Source organism: Halomicrobium sp. HM KBTZ05, from assembly GCF_041530035.1.
Classification (GTDB): Archaea; Halobacteriota; Halobacteria; order Halobacteriales; family Haloarculaceae; genus Halomicrobium.
On the sequence record NZ_CP168057.1, the window covers coordinates 128870 to 143152 of the forward strand.

The 14283-nt window shown below is 61.6% G+C and carries 15 protein-coding genes; 4 read left to right on the forward strand and 11 right to left on the reverse strand.

Going from position 1 to position 14283, the window contains the following annotated elements:
* The first annotated feature begins 70 nt into the window (after positions 1-70).
* Together ACAH01_RS00695 and ACAH01_RS00700 are read left to right on the forward strand one after the other, a co-directional pair.
* Positions 71-2626 (forward strand): DEAD/DEAH box helicase, encoded by a 2556-nt coding sequence (locus tag ACAH01_RS00695; RefSeq protein WP_372479912.1) that lies wholly within the window; start codon positions 71-73, stop codon positions 2624-2626.
* A 338-nt stretch (positions 2627-2964) separates the two neighbouring features.
* Positions 2965-3447 carry a redoxin domain-containing protein gene (locus ACAH01_RS00700; RefSeq protein WP_372479913.1) on the forward strand — a complete coding sequence of 161 codons (483 nt, stop codon included), beginning with the start codon at positions 2965-2967 and terminating at the stop codon, positions 3445-3447.
* Positions 3448-3495: 48 nt separating this feature from the next.
* Here the strand turns inward: ACAH01_RS00700 and ACAH01_RS00705 are convergent, their stop codons facing one another.
* Entirely contained in the window at positions 3496-4284 is a 789-nt protein-coding gene (locus ACAH01_RS00705; protein ID WP_372479914.1) for an Sjogren's syndrome/scleroderma autoantigen 1 family protein, read from the reverse strand.
* Positions 4285-4415: 131 nt separating this feature from the next.
* Between ACAH01_RS00705 and mdh the strand changes: the two genes are divergently transcribed.
* The gene (gene mdh, locus ACAH01_RS00710; RefSeq protein ID WP_208627532.1) at positions 4416-5330 is read left to right on the forward strand and encodes a malate dehydrogenase; all 915 of its coding nucleotides are present in this window, start codon (positions 4416-4418) and stop codon (positions 5328-5330) included.
* Between the two features lie 97 nt (positions 5331-5427).
* Here the strand turns inward: mdh and ACAH01_RS00715 are convergent, their stop codons facing one another.
* The 9 genes from ACAH01_RS00715 to ACAH01_RS00755 form a co-directional block, all read right to left on the reverse strand.
* The gene (locus ACAH01_RS00715; RefSeq protein WP_372479916.1) at positions 5428-5844 is read right to left on the reverse strand and encodes a hypothetical protein; all 417 of its coding nucleotides are present in this window, start codon (positions 5842-5844) and stop codon (positions 5428-5430) included.
* A gap of 312 nt (positions 5845-6156) precedes the next feature.
* Positions 6157-6432 carry a hypothetical protein gene (locus ACAH01_RS00720; RefSeq protein ID WP_372479917.1) on the reverse strand — a complete coding sequence of 92 codons (276 nt, stop codon included), beginning with the start codon at positions 6430-6432 and terminating at the stop codon, positions 6157-6159.
* 26 nt (positions 6433-6458) lie between these two features.
* Positions 6459-6866 (reverse strand): hypothetical protein, encoded by a 408-nt coding sequence (locus ACAH01_RS00725; protein ID WP_170093076.1) that lies wholly within the window; start codon positions 6864-6866, stop codon positions 6459-6461.
* A gap of 16 nt (positions 6867-6882) precedes the next feature.
* Entirely contained in the window at positions 6883-7281 is a 399-nt protein-coding gene (locus ACAH01_RS00730; RefSeq protein ID WP_372479918.1) for a hypothetical protein, read from the reverse strand.
* A 116-nt stretch (positions 7282-7397) separates the two neighbouring features.
* Positions 7398-8390 (reverse strand): hypothetical protein, encoded by a 993-nt coding sequence (locus ACAH01_RS00735; RefSeq protein WP_372479919.1) that lies wholly within the window; start codon positions 8388-8390, stop codon positions 7398-7400.
* A gap of 257 nt (positions 8391-8647) precedes the next feature.
* Positions 8648-9049, reverse strand: coding sequence for a hypothetical protein (locus tag ACAH01_RS00740; protein WP_372479920.1), 402 nt, complete (start codon positions 9047-9049; stop codon positions 8648-8650).
* 84 nt (positions 9050-9133) lie between these two features.
* Positions 9134-9853 (reverse strand): Zn-ribbon containing protein, encoded by a 720-nt coding sequence (locus ACAH01_RS00745; protein ID WP_372479921.1) that lies wholly within the window; start codon positions 9851-9853, stop codon positions 9134-9136.
* Positions 9853-10233: a DUF2073 domain-containing protein gene (locus tag ACAH01_RS00750; RefSeq protein ID WP_015761792.1), complete on the reverse strand. Its 381-nt coding sequence runs from the start codon at positions 10231-10233 to the stop codon at positions 9853-9855. The genes ACAH01_RS00745 and ACAH01_RS00750 overlap by 1 nt, the downstream gene beginning before the upstream one ends.
* 6 nt (positions 10234-10239) lie before the next feature.
* Entirely contained in the window at positions 10240-10881 is a 642-nt protein-coding gene (locus tag ACAH01_RS00755) for an Era-like GTP-binding protein (RefSeq protein WP_015761793.1), read from the reverse strand.
* A gap of 1047 nt (positions 10882-11928) precedes the next feature.
* Between ACAH01_RS00755 and ACAH01_RS00760 the strand changes: the two genes are divergently transcribed.
* On the forward strand, positions 11929-13479 hold the full coding sequence (locus tag ACAH01_RS00760; protein WP_372479922.1) for a Cdc6/Cdc18 family protein: 1551 nt from the start codon (positions 11929-11931) through the stop codon (positions 13477-13479).
* A gap of 115 nt (positions 13480-13594) precedes the next feature.
* Here ACAH01_RS00760 and ACAH01_RS00765 read toward each other — a convergent pair whose 3' ends face one another.
* Positions 13595-14242, reverse strand: a complete 648-nt coding sequence (locus ACAH01_RS00765; protein ID WP_170093069.1) for a S26 family signal peptidase — start codon at positions 14240-14242, stop codon at positions 13595-13597.
* Between the last annotated feature and the right edge of the window lie 41 nt (positions 14243-14283).

Sequence of the window (14283 nt, forward strand, 5' to 3'; positions counted from 1 at the left end):
GATCGGCGGCGATTCACTTTCACCGCGGTACGCGAACGCTTAAACAGATTCCCGGCCAAAACCCGGACAGATGGCCCAGTCCGACGCCGACGCGGGGAGCACCGACGGCCACGTCGACCACCCGCTGGTGACGCCGGGACTACTCGAACAGCGACGCTACCAGCGGGAACTGGCCGACCAGGCCCTCGACGATCACACGCTGGTCTGTCTCCCGACCGGCCTGGGCAAGACGACGGTCTCCTTGCTCGTGACCGCCAAACGGATACAGGACGCGCAGTGGAAATCCCTCTTGCTCGCGCCGACGAAGCCGCTGGTCCAGCAACACGCCGAGTTCTACCGGGAGGCCCTCCAGGTGCCCGACGACGAGATCGTCGTGTTCACCGGCGAGGTCCGGCCAGCCAAGCGATCGGACCTCTGGGCGGACGCTCGCGTCGTCATCGCGACCCCGCAGGTCGTCGAGAACGACCTCGTCGGCAACCGGATCTCGCTGGCGAACGTCACCCACTGCACCTTCGACGAGTGTCACCGCGCGACCGGGGACTACGCCTACAACTACATCGCCGAGCGCTACCACGAGGACGCATCGGATCCGCTGGTGACGGCGATGTCGGCCTCGCCGGGCGGCGACGAGGAGGAGATTCTGACGGTGTGTGAGAACCTCGGCCTGCGGGAGGTGGCAGTGATGACCGAGGACGACGCCGACGTGGCCGAACACACCCACGACACGGAACTCGAGTGGAAGCGCATCGAGCTGCCCGAGACCGTCCTGGAGATCCGGGACGCGATCAACGAGGTCGTCAGCGACCGGCTCGCACAGCTCAAAGAGCTGGGCGTCACCTCGACCACCCAGCCAGACGTCTCCGAGCGCGAGATCCAGAAGATCCAGGGGAAACTCTCCGAGCTGATGGACAACGACCAGAGCGAGGGCTACAGCGGGATGAGCCTGCTGGCCGAGGTCCGAAAGCTCCGCACGGCCGTCACCTACGCCGAAACCCAGAGCGTCGAGGCGCTGCGTCGGTACTTCGAGCGCCAGAAGGAGGCCGCCCGCTCGTCTGGAGCCTCGAAAGCCGACCAGCGACTCGTCTCGGACCCGACGGTGATGGAGGCCATGCGGAAAGCCGAGAACTTCACCGACCTCCACCCGAAGTTCCGCCGAACCCGAATGCTGCTGGCCGAGACGCTGGGCATCGAGAACGGCGAGCGCGTCATCGTCTTCACCGAGTCCCGAGACACCGCCGAAACGCTGACGGACTTCCTCTCGGATCACTTCGAGACCGAGAAGTTCGTCGGCCAGAGCGACACCGAGGGCAGCGAAGGGATGACCCAGACCCAGCAACAGGAGACCCTCGACCGGTTCCGCGCCGGGGAGTTCGAGGTGTTGGTCTCGACCAGCGTCGCCGAGGAGGGCCTGGACGTGCCGGAGGTCGATCTGGTGCTGTTCTACGAGCCCGTGCCGACGGCGATCAGGTCCATCCAGCGCAAAGGACGGACCGGCCGCCAGACCGAGGGCCGCGTCGTCGTCCTGCTGGCCGAGGACACCCGCGACGAGGCGTACTTCTGGAAGTCCCGGCAGGACGAGCAGCGCATGGAGGACGAACTCCGCACACTGAAGAGCGTCGCCGGTCAGCTAGAGTCGAAACTGGGGGGTGAGCAGACCGGTGTCGACGAGTACGACGACGGGCAGACAGCCGACCAGCGGGGTGGAGAACCCGGAAGGGACGGTGTCGACGGGGACGACGGCACCGCTTCGAGTGGAAACAGCGCCGGTCCGTCCGACGCTCAGCGCCAGCCCTCGGAAACGTCGGCCACGGGCGAGCGATCCGAAGCCGACGGCCAGACCGCCGACGGTGACGGACAGGCCGGTCTCGACGCCTTCGCCGACGACGGCGCGACCGGAGAGGACGAAGATGAAACAGTCGACGTTCCAGACGAAACGAAGGGGTCGACGCCGGAGCCACACGCCGACGGCGACGAGACCGTCGCGATCGTCGCCGACCAGCGTGAACTCGACTCGACGATCGCACGCGACCTCTCGACACGCGAGGGCGTCCAGACGGAACTGGAGACGCTGGCGGTCGGGGACTACGTGCTCTCGGATCGGGTCGTCGTCGAGCGCAAGACCGTCGAGGACTTCCTCGACACGCTGACCGGCGGCGACCGCTCGATGTTCGAACAGGTCGGCGACGCCACCCGTCACTACGCCCGGCCAGTCGTCGTCGTCGAAGGCGGCGACCTCTACGGGGAGCGCAACGTCCACCACAAGGCGATCCAGGGGGCACTGGCCTCGCTGGCCGTCGACTTCGGGGCGAGTGTCCTCCGGACGAGCGACGAGGACGAGACCGCAGACCTGCTGGAGACCGTCGCTCGCCGCGAGCAAGAAGAGTCCGACCGCGAGGTCAGCGTCCACGGCGAGAAACAGGCCAAGACGCTGGGCGAGCAACAGGAGTACGTCGTCGCCTCGGTGGCGGAAGTGGGGCCAGTGACTGCGCGGGCGATGCTGGAACACTTCGGGAGCGTCGAGGCCGTCATGACCGCCGACGAAGACACTCTCAAAGAAGTCGACGGCGTCGGCGACGTCACGGCCCAGCGGTTCCGGGACGTAGTGGGGAGCGAGTTCGAGGGATGATTCGCACGATCTGCCGCTCCGTCGGCGGATAGCGAATCATCGTGAGCGAGCAGTGATTCGCCCGGCGAGTGCGTTCATTTGCGAGTAGCGGATCACTGCGAGCGAGCAGTGATTCGCCCGGCGTGCGCGTTCATTTGCGAGTAGTACGACGAACGGGGGGTCGGATCACCGAGACGTTTCGGCTGAGCTATACGTAAGTTAGGCTTATTGTCGTCTGGTCTGGAGTTGGACGCGGGGGTCACGAGAGCGTGAACAAGCGTCGCGTCGGACGAGACGAATCGATCGCGTTTACACTACCCGATGCGAGCGTCGGCGGAGAGGAGTGTCGTTCCGAGACGTTGGCACGCGAACACGAGCGGGTCCTCGTCGTCCTGTTGCGAAGTCACTACTGTCCACTGAGTCGCGAGATCGTCCAGTCACTCCGGGACGAGTACGGAGCCTTCGCGTCCCGGTCGACGGCCGTCGTGGCGGTGTTGCCCGACACCGTCGAGCGGGGGGCGGTGTGGCAGCGACGCTACGAGTTGCCGTTTTCGGTGCTGGCCGATCCCGGCGAGTCGAGCGACGACGAAACAGCGTCGAGTTCGCCGTCGTTCGGAACGTTCGAGCCCTACGTTCGCTATCTCCAGTCGCTCCCCGGCGGTGCGCTGTTCCGTACCGACGGCGACGAACTCAGACTGATCGAGACCGTCGGCAGCGACGGTCGACAGTCGTTCCCGGAGGTCGAGGCGCTACTGAGCGAGATCGAGTCCCACGACCGGGGAGAGACCAGACAGCGGGCCGGGCCGCGAGCAGACACCTACGCCGTCACTGATACGGACTAAGGATCCGTACGATACCCCGACGGCGTCGTCGACGTGTGAATCCGGTAATCAGTACCGGGTCGCGTCGAGGGTCTCGGCCGCCTCGCGAGCGGCTTCGAGGTACTCGCGTGCCTGTCGCGGGCTGTCGGCGTCGCGGGCGCGCTGGGCGTACTGTTCGACGGTCTGGACGAGGAGCCCACGTGCGTTCTGCAGTTGCTCGTCGACCGAGTCGGGAGCCGCCCCACGAGGCTCGTCGGCGGCTCCGCCGGAGCGACCAGCCGGCTGCGTGCTCGTCGCGGCCGGATCGACCGACGGTGCGCGCCGCGGGTCTGCGGACTGTTCAGATGCCGGCGCGGTGGCGTCGTGTCGACCGTCGACCGGGGCGTCGCGCTGGTTCTCGTCAGCCCCGGCGCTCGACGGTCGGCCGCCAGTTGGTTGCCGGCTGTCGGCTTCGGACGTACGTGGTGGCTGCTGGCTGCCCGCTTCCGACGCTCCCGACTGTTGGCCGGCGCTGCCAGCGGCTGGCTGCTGGCTGTCGGCTTCGGACGCTGGCTGCTGGTCGTCGGCGTCGCCGAACTGGACTGTCGCGTCGTCGCTGGGCGTCGTCACCTCGATGTTGTCGCCGGTGTCGTCACCCGCGTCGTCGCCGCGGTCGACCGGCTGCTGGCAGGTGGGACAGAACTCCTGTCCGTCGTACCGGAAGATGGGGTCGCCGCAGTTGTTGCAGTGGGCGTTGGTCATCGTCGCGCCTTTCAGCAGGAGGTCGCTCATCTGCTCGGTGGCCTCGCGATCGGACTGTGCGTCGCCGTACTTCTCGCGGAGTTTCTCCCGTTCGGCCTCTTTGTCGAAGTCGCTCATACCCGTAGGGAGGCCACCGAGGAGAAAAGGGCTTGTGGGAGCCACTCGACGCGATCGGTCGACCACGGCGATGAATGGTCGACGCGTGTCCGACACGCTTTTCGTCCAGCCATCCGGTGGTACTAGGTGTCATGACAAAGGTAAGCGTGGTCGGCGCAGCCGGAACGGTCGGTGCTGCAGCAGGGTACAACATCGCGTTGCGCGACATCGCAGACGAACTCGTCTACGTCGACATCCCGGACCAGGAAGACGTGACGATCGGACAGGCCGCCGACACCAACCACGGGGTCGCCTACGACTCGAACACGACGATTCGACAGGGCACCTACGAGGACACCGCCGGCTCCGACGTGGTCGTCATCACGGCGGGGATTCCACGCCAGCCCGGCCAGACCCGGATCGATCTCGCCGGGGACAACGCGCCGATCATGGACGACATCGGCTCGTCGCTGGCCGAGCACAACGACGACTTCGTGACGATCACCACCTCGAACCCGGTGGACCTGCTCAACCGTCACCTCTACGAGACGGGCGATCGCGCCCGCGAGACGGTGATCGGCTTCGGCGGTCGGCTCGACTCCGCACGCTTTCGCTACGTGCTTGCCGAACGCTTCGACACGGAGGTCCAGAACGTCGAGGCGACGATTCTGGGCGAACACGGCGACGCACAGGTACCGGTCTTCTCGAAGGTCCGCATCGACGGCGAGGACCCGGACTTTTCCGACGACGAGAAAGAGGAGATCCTGAACGAGCTCCAGGAGAGCGCCATGGACGTCATCGAGCGCAAAGGCGCGACCGAGTGGGGGCCGGCGACGGGCGTCGGCCACATGGTCGAGGCCGTCCTGCGCGACACGGGCGAAGTACTCCCCGGTTCGGTGGTCCTCGACGGCGAGTTCGGCCACGAGGGCACCGCTTTCGGCGTCCCGGTCAAGCTCGGCTCCGACGGCGTCGAGGAGGTCGTCGAGTGGGACCTGGACGACTACGAGCGGGAACTGATGGACGAGGCGAGCGAGAAACTGGCCGAGCAGTACGACAAGATCGGATAGCGGCGTCGCCCGGTCGTCTCGGCGGTCGGTATCCCGTTCTGTGAACAGTCGCCGAGTCGTCGCCGTCGGCCGAGTGATCGAACGCGGTGGTGATAGGTCACTGGCCAGCCATCGGTGACCCCGTCACAGACCGGACGACGTATTCGGCGACACCGAGAGCGGTCATCAATCCGAGTGCGTACAACAGACTGAATAGATTCCGCACGTACGAGACGCCGAGAGACAGCCGGTCGGGTTGGACGATGCTGAACGAGAGAAGCGCGATGACGACGACAGGTGCCACGAGAGAATACTTCGTCCACAGATAGCCGACGAGAGTCGCAATTTCGATGAGGAAGATGATATGTAGCAGAGACAGTACACTCATTCCGAGTGGTGATGCAACGAACGCCGCAACCGGGTCTCGTATCGCCTGGGCCGTCATCACGATGCCCCCGACGATCCCGTACGGGAGACCGAAACGGAGCGCCGATCTCGTCTGACTGGAATCCAGCCTGGAGAGAGAGATGGTCACGGCTGGTGTATTTCACCCCGTAGGACAAAAATATATCTCTAGACGTGAAGAATCGAGGCTGGCAGTGTTGGTCGTCCGTTCGAATGTTGGCACCGACCAGCAGGGAGCGGAACCACACGGAAAACGCCAGTGCAACGACGCCGACGCTCTCACTATCGGTACGAGTCAGTCGCTATCGGAGCCATGGCTGTACGTTGCGTCGAAAATATTCGTCCCTACGAACAGCCTCCGGTAAGAAAACACCACTCGGAAGCAGTCGTCGTTCGTGGTCGTCGCCAGCGAGACGAGGGCCGTCCTGAACGGCAGTGAAGATCACTCCGCGTGATCACCGCGGTACTTCGACTCCGACGGGAGCCACGTGCCCGATTCGTCATCGAGCAGTTCTTCCGAAACGTCCTCGCCGAGGAGTGACGCCCACTCCTCGAGGTGTGAGCGATCAGGCTGGAGCATGGTCTCAGCGGGTACAACTCTGTCGGAATACATAATGATTGTGCCGGTCGTCGAGAACTGGGAAACCGTCGGCGCGGTGACCCGCGACGGTCCCCTGTGACGTGCGTCGGCGGCGGCCTCTTCGAAGGGCGACGACACACCCCCCGTCGCACGGCCGGTTCGTCCTACAGGAGCGGATCGTGAGAGACGTACGGAGCCACGTCGCGGACGAGGAACTCACCGAAGCCGACGACTGCCAGTGTGGCGAGGACGAATAGATGTAGAACCGGACTGAAGTACAAGCCGATAAACGGTTCCATGCTCCCACGGTCGACGAACGCAGCCCAAGACAGGAAACCACTGATCACCAGCGGGGAGAGGACTCGGTAGCGGACAAGCAGGTACGCGGGAAAAGCGCCCAACAGGAAGTGTCCGAGCAACACCAGCGGAGTCGTGAGAATGAGTAACATTCCTCCGTCTGAGTACTCCAGGGGATCGATCTCCCATCTGGCAAAGAGGAGAACGGCGACGTTTGCGATGCCCAGTACGGCGCTCAGGACGGCGTACCGATCGATACGTATTCTCTGTCTCATGGTCGAATTGTTCACTCTACACTAATGGGTCGTTGGAGAGGAACGAGAGATTATCACGGACGAGGAACTCACCCAAACCGAAGACGCCGAGTACAGCGAGAACGTAGCCGTGGAGGATCGGAATGGAGTACAGACCGATAAATGGCTCCATACTCCCACGATCGACGTACGCGGCCCAAGTCAGAAACCCACTGATCACCAGCGGTGACACAATCCGATAGCGAACCAGCAGATATGCAGGAACGGCACCTAACGTGAAGTGTCCAAGCCTCACAATCGGCGTAAACAGGCTCAGATCAGCGTACTCGAGTGGATCGATTGCCCACCGAGCCAGGAGGAGAATAATGACATTGGCGATGCCCACCGCCGCAGCTACAATACGTTGTGTATTTACTTTCAGTTTTATTTTTGCCATCCGTCTGGAACTGTGGATTTTGTTTGTGTATTAATTTCGGGTATGAATTGTCAGGGTGTATGGCTCAGATCATGAGTGTTTTTGATGATTGATATTATGATGAATATTATATTTATTTAATCATCGTCAAAGTAGGTCCACTCGCCATCATGAGATTCGAATTCTGTGGATGTTTCAGTGTTGCCGACACTGACACTTTCAACCGAGATTCCAGACACATCCGACCAGAAATCAGCTACCTGATCTCTCGCTTCGGCTATCTTCCAGTCGATGTTTTCGTTATCACTTAGTTTACCATGGTCACAGGGATCTCGGTGGGGTTGTCCGACAGCGGTAATACCGTCCGTGGGCACATCGTAAAGTCTGATGTGCCACTGTTTCGTGTGAATAGCACAGATGGGATCAGCAATCCACTTCATTACGTGTGCGTCAGTTTCTTTCGTTCCACCGTTTGGGAGGTTAACTACCTTGTCAACACGTGCCTCATCAAGTCTTGTAAGTGCATGAGGCTGCCAGGCACTGCCGATATCATCATTTTCCATGTTCTGTTTGATGTTTTCCGAATCCTGTGCTTCCCACGCGAGACTTAGCGGGGAGCTACGGCTTTGTGCCTCGTTATCAGCGTCGGGATCGTAATGGTACAGCGGGACGTTTCCATCAATGTCAGCCTGATCCTGCAGCTCAAACTCTCCACTCTGTTGCTGTCTGATGTGTTCCTCTGCGTTCCGGTTTTCCACCTCAGTTCCGATTATCTTCTTGGTCTGGAATGTGTAGGTCGTTTTCCGTCGCTCTTGTACTGCCTCGGGAACACGCTCCTTCGGGAGGATCTGATCCTTGTACCTGAAGATCGGATCTCCGTAGCGCTCTGCGAGATCCGCGCTCTCGAATTTCCGTTCCAGAATGTATCGATCTTCGTGACTCGTGTCAGGCCGATAGTGAGAGACAAGTCTCCCGTCGGCATAGACAGGTAATTTTTCGTCGTTACCTGCTCCGCCAGTGCCAAGCGGTTGCACTGTGTTGTCTGACGAGCTTTCAGCAGTTACACCCTGTACCGCACCGAATAGCGATGTGGAGGCAATTCCTTTGAGGAATTTTCTTCGTTTCGTCATTGTAGGCAGGTTGTTCTTCAATAGTATCTCAAAAAAAAAGTTTTGTTTCTATTTGATTTTTAGTAAGGTTATTTAATCAATAATACAGGGTGTCCTAGCACAGCTCAGAGAACGTCTGGAACGAGGTGTAGAGATACGGAAACGAGTATCCGAAAGGCGTTTCTGTATTCCTCGCGGCCGTACAGCTCTATCAGGGAGAGTTCGTACTGGCCGGGTTGGAGCACGACGACACACCGCCGTCGCACGGCCGGTTCGTCCTACAGGAGCGGGTCGTGAGAGACGTACGGAGCCACGTCGCGGACGAGGAATTCACCGAAGCCGACGACGACGAGCGCGCCGAGGATGTACGCGTGGACGATGGGGTTCGAGTACAGTGCGATGAACGGCTCCATGCTTCCGCGGTCGACGAACGCGAACCACGTCAGGAACCCGCTGATCGGTAGCGGTGACACGATTCGATAGCGGACCAGCAGATATCCGGGGACTGCCCCCAGAAGAAACGGGCCGAGAAAAACGATCGGTGCCGTGAGGACGAGTACTATTCCGCCGTCCGAGAACATCTGCGAGTCGATGTTCCAGTGTGCCAAGAGGAGAACGGCGACGTTGACGATGCCCAGTACGGCGCTCGGGAGGGTGTATTTGTTCACCCACCCTTTCACAAAACATTCAACTAATTGAGTGGTTTTAAAACATTTGAAAGTACGTGTATCCGAAAGTCCGTCGTCGCCGCGCTCGCGTGGAGGCTAGTCCCGGAAGTTCTCGGGGACCTGGATGCTGTAGCGGCCGTCTTCCTGCAACGCGACGATGTACTCCTCGCGGTCGTACAGCTCCATCAGGTTGAGTTCGTACTGGCCGGGTTCGAGCACTTTGATGCTCTCGAACTGATCGTTGAGTTCCTCGCGCAGTTCTTCGAGTCCCGGACGATCAGCACGGGCGTCGGCTGCCTGCTCGGTCTCGCTGTCGTCGGCCGAGACACGATCGGTCGAAGCCGAGTCGGTACCGTCCGCCGTCTCCGGAGCAACGGACGACCCTTCGTCCGTCTGGACGGGCTGGAAGTGGTGGTCACCGTCGCCGGAGGGTTCGGATGGGAGTTCGTCGACGGAGACGACATCGGTTCTGGCGCTGGCCTGGGCGGTGTCCTCGGGAGCGGGCCGGGCAGTGGTGTCGGGATCGTCGAACCGGTCCGCGTCGGTCCTCCCGCTGGGAGTCGACTGTGCTTCTGGCTCGGAGGTGGCGCTGCCCATCAGGTCTTTGACCGTCGCGGCAGTCTTGCCGACGGTCTGTGCCACCGACGATCCGCCGGACGGTTCCGGTGGATCGGGCGGTTCCGCCGCGGTGTCGACTGACTCCTCACCGGCGGGTTTGAACTGGAACTTGTTGCCCCCACAGTTCGGACAGCCCGACAGCATCTCCTTGGAGCCGTCGTCGAACGTGCGGTCGCAGTTCGTACACTGGTGTGGCATTATTTCCGAGTGACGAGGGCACTGATGACGTTTTCGTCCTTGTGAAGCGTCTCGATCTGGTTGGCCGGCCCGATCACGGTGAGTTTCTTCGTCGACTGGGTGCCCATGAGTCGGTCGAGGAAGCTCGTGTCGGACGTCTCCGAGCGCGGGTAGGTCTCGATCTCGATGCCGTTGAACTCGTCGGGGCTGATTTCGGTCATCGTCACTTCGATCAGCCGCGATTCCTCGTCGGGGGACAGCCCCTCTTCGAGAACGACGATCTTGCCGTCGCGGACGCCGTCGAGGATGTTCCTGATCTTCTCCATGGAGGTCAGTCCGTCCATCTGTTCGCCGCTGATCAGGTCGATCTGCACGCCGTCCTGTGGTTTTGCTTCAGCCATCCACGATCACCCGAAGTACTCCGCGATCTTGTCGTACACTTCGTCCATGTTGTCTCCTTCCAGAGCCGACAGCGGAATCGTCTCGTGTTGTGGGAACGCGTTGCGGATCCGCTGGACCGACGACTCTTCGAGGTCCGTCTTGTTCGCCAGAATCAGGACCGGCAGGTCCTGACTCTCGATGATCCCGATCAGCATGGTGTTGACCTGCGTGAACGGATCCGTCGAGGAGTCGAGCACGTAGATGACGCCGTCGACGTCCTCGCGGAGCCAGTGCATCGCCTCCGCGACCCCCTCGGTCGCCTCGCGTGAGCGGCGCACGGCGTCGTCTTTCTCCATGTCGTGATCGAGGAACTCCTCGTAGTCGACTTTCGTCGTCACGCCCGGCGTGTCGACGATGTCGATGTTGACCGTCGCGCCGTTGCGCTCGATCTCGATGTCCTCTTTCCGGCGCGCGCGCCTCGTTTCGTGTGGAATGTGACTCTCCGGGCCGACGGCGTCACCGGTCCAGTCACGGGCGATTCGGTTGGCCAGGGTCGTCTTCCCAGCGTTCGGCGGGCCGTAGATACCGATACGCTTGGGGTTCTCTTCCGAGAACAGCGTCGATGCCGCGCGTGAAATACTGTCTTTGAGATCTGTGAGCAGTCCCATCCTCGTTCCTCCCGCCCGAACGTCCGTATTCGGGGGCTTGAGCGTAGTAGAAAGTCGAATTCACTTAAGGCTACGTCAGACAACCATACCCGAATTGATAGTACGTCGAAAGATACAGCGAAGAAACCTGTCGAGAAAACGCGACGGGGACGGAACAGCTGAGACGTGAGGAGTAGGGTCAGTGCTGGCGTGGATGTGTCGAATGGTACCAATTCGAGAGAGCGACACAACACCCCCACCCCTTCGTTTCGAGTGGAACACCACGACCCCCGTGGGGACGAGCGGGAGAGACGGGACTCGCGCGGGAAAGACACGAGTGGTTCGCGCGGGAGGTTTCGTCTGGAACGCGACTAGAGAGACGCGAGAACGTGTATAACACCGTCTAGAATACTAGATACGACTGATAACTGCTCTCTGTTTCTAGTGCGGCTTTGGTTTACTCGTATCGCACATAAGTCTTCCCTCATCTAGTGAGTCTTCGACAGACCGCCGTACCCCCCACCACCCTCTTCAACGCGTTCCACCCGAAACGAAGGGGTGGGGGGGTTCCCGTACTCACTCCCGAAATTCCACTTGAAGCCGTTCGTTCCTTGCGGGAGACTCTCTCACGCAGACTCTCGAACACACCTGACAGCACAGACCCCCGCCCGTTTCTGGTCCGGCCCCCCTCACCAACCGACTGTTCTCACTGACGACACTCCGCTCACTGTCGAGTGTGAATTCGTCACGAACGTCGCCGCCTCGGACGAAAATCCCTCGGAACGGGACAGCCATCAACATCAGGAGGGTACGGTACGAAGGTACGGTGAAGCCACGGTCAGTACCGGCAGAGACACGAATCGGAGAGACGACGGAGAGCTGGATTGACGCGAGTATCCGTTCCGACCGAAATGTTTAATATCGAGTCACCCACGGGTTCTTGTGGTTCAACTGGACTCGCGCCGCTCGGCGAAATCCGCGTACAACGTCTTTCCGAGCGGTCTCGGTCGCGATTCCACACTGCGCACCGGTCTTTCCACCTGAAACGAGGGGGTTGTCACCACGACTATGGACGAGACAGGAAACGACGCCGACCCGAACACGCCGAATCGAGAGTCCTCCGAGGAGACTGACGACGACCAGCCCGACCGGGACAACTTCGGGACGGATCTCGACGACGTGGTGCTTGACGACATCGACACGGGCGAGGACGAGGCCACCGACGAGGCATCCCGTGGTCTCTTCGACGACCTCCTCAGCGGCGAGCCGATCTTCGAGAACAAGGAAGTGCTCCGTCCCTCGTACACGCCACACAAGCTCCCACACCGGGAGGAACAGATCAACAACATCGCGACGATCCTCGTCTCCGCTCTCCGTGGAGACACGCCCTCGAACATCCTCATCTACGGGAAGACGGGGACCGGAAAGACTGCAAGCGCCAAGTTCGTCAGCGAGGAGTTGGAGACGACCTCACAGAAGTACGAGGTCCCCTGTATGGTCGAGTACATCAACTGCGAGGTGACCGACACGCAGTACCGCGTCCTCGCACAGCTCGCGAACAAGTTCATCGAGCAGAACCGGACGTACATCGGCGATCGCATCGAGGAACTCGAGACGCTCCGCGAACGCGTGACCTCGAACCCGGACGGGGACCCACTCGCCGAGACCGACTTCGCGACCGTCGACGAGATCGACGCCGAAGTCGAACGACTCGAATCCGATCGCGCGGAGTTCGAGGAAGTGCCGATGACCGGGTGGCCGACCGATCGGGTGTACAGCTCGTTTTTCGACGCCGTCGACTACCACGAACGCGTCGTCGTCATCATGCTCGACGAGATCGACAAGCTCGTCGAGAAGTCGGGCGACGACACGCTGTACAACCTCTCCCGGATGAACTCCGAGCTCGAACGCTCGCGGGTGTCGATCATGGGCATCTCGAACGACCTGAAGTTCACCGACTTCCTCGATCCACGCGTCAAGTCCAGCCTTGGCGAGGAAGAGATCGTCTTCCCGCCCTACGACGCCACGCAGCTCCGGGATATCCTCGATCACCGCTCCGACGTGGCGTTCAAAGCCGACGCACTGACCGACGACGTGATTCCGCTCTGTGCCGCCTTCGCGGCCCAGGAACACGGCGACGCTCGGCGGGCGCTGGACTTGCTCCGGACGGCCGGCGAACTCGCGGAACGGGACCAGACCGACTGCGTCGAGGAAGACCACGTCCGACAGGCCCAGGAGAAGATCGAACTCGACCGGGTCGTCGAGGTGGTGCGGACGCTGCCGACCCAGAGCAAGATCGTCCTCTTCGCGATCATCCTCCTGGAGAAAAACGGCGTCCACAACATCAACACCGGCGAGGTGTACAACATCTACAAGCGTCTCTGCGAGGAGATCGACGCCGACGTGTTGACCCAGCGACGGGTCACCGATCTCATCAGCGAGCTCGACATGCTCGGGATCGTCAACGCCGTCGTCGTTTCGAAAGGGCGCTACGGCCGGACCAAAGAGATCAGCCTCTCGGTCCCCATCGACGAGACCGAGGCCGTGTTGCTGTCCGATTCCCGGCTGGGCGACATCGAGGACGTGCAACCGTTCGTCCAGGCCCGGTTCGACAACTGACCGATCGGCAGGCTCGCTCGACCCGAAACGAAGGGGTATCGCCCCGCTCGACACGCTCGTTCACTCCTCTCGCCACAGACGCGAGAACGCCGCCGACTCGCCCGTCCGCCGACGATCAGGCCAGCGCTCGCTGGAGCTGGAGCCGGATGTTACCCAGGAGTGGCACTCTCGTCTCGGCGGTCCCGACGACCCAGGACTTTCGGACCGGATCGCAGGCACCGGGGCCACAGCTGGGCAGCCCGTTGACCTGGTCGTAGCCGCTGTTGTTGTCGCCTTTCGTCACGAAGCCGGCCGAGTCAGCCGGGCAGTTGCGCAGTTCCTCACAGCTGTCGGCGTTGATGTAGGCGGGATCTGCCTTGTCGTACCAGTTCTCGCTCTCGTTGACCCAGAACATCGCTCGGTGGATCACTGGTGTGGTCGCTCCGTCGCCGTCGGGCTGGAAGACGATCACGTCGCCGTCGTTCTGGAACGAGGTGTAGCCGGTGTCAGCGCCGCGGTTCGCGGGCACGACGCCGGTATCGGCGTAGGCTCCCTCACCGGCGAAGCGGTCTTCGTCCATGACGAAGACGAGGTCGCCGGTGTCGATGTGTGGTTCCATGCTACCGGACTCGATCGCGACCAGCGGCGGCCACACGCCGCTGATCGCGAACAGCAACAGGCCGACCGCGACGACTGCGCCGGCACTGCTGACGAGATCGAACAGGTAGACGAGCCCGCTCGGTTGGTCGTCTTCGGGCGGGTTCGGACCGCGTGGCTCGCTCATCGTCGTAGAGTGCGTGGAAACGACGTATCAACCTTCTGTCT

Coding starts and splice junctions, on each gene's coding strand:
- ACAH01_RS00730 (WP_372479918.1), bottom strand. CDS start 7,281: ATGGCAAAAATAAAACTGAAAGTAAATACACAACGTATTGTAGCTGCG.
- ACAH01_RS00765 (WP_170093069.1), bottom strand. CDS start 14,242: ATGAGCGAGCCACGCGGTCCGAACCCGCCCGAAGACGACCAACCGAGC.
- ACAH01_RS00725 (WP_170093076.1), bottom strand. CDS start 6,866: ATGAGACAGAGAATACGTATCGATCGGTACGCCGTCCTGAGCGCCGTA.
- ACAH01_RS00695 (WP_372479912.1), top strand. CDS start 71: ATGGCCCAGTCCGACGCCGACGCGGGGAGCACCGACGGCCACGTCGAC.
- ACAH01_RS00745 (WP_372479921.1), bottom strand. CDS start 9,853: ATGCCACACCAGTGTACGAACTGCGACCGCACGTTCGACGACGGCTCC.
- ACAH01_RS00760 (WP_372479922.1), top strand. CDS start 11,929: ATGGACGAGACAGGAAACGACGCCGACCCGAACACGCCGAATCGAGAG.
- ACAH01_RS00750 (WP_015761792.1), bottom strand. CDS start 10,233: ATGGCTGAAGCAAAACCACAGGACGGCGTGCAGATCGACCTGATCAGC.
- ACAH01_RS00755 (WP_015761793.1), bottom strand. CDS start 10,881: ATGGGACTGCTCACAGATCTCAAAGACAGTATTTCACGCGCGGCATCG.
- mdh (WP_208627532.1), top strand. CDS start 4,416: ATGACAAAGGTAAGCGTGGTCGGCGCAGCCGGAACGGTCGGTGCTGCA.
- ACAH01_RS00705 (WP_372479914.1), bottom strand. CDS start 4,284: ATGAGCGACTTCGACAAAGAGGCCGAACGGGAGAAACTCCGCGAGAAG.
- ACAH01_RS00735 (WP_372479919.1), bottom strand. CDS start 8,390: ATGACGAAACGAAGAAAATTCCTCAAAGGAATTGCCTCCACATCGCTA.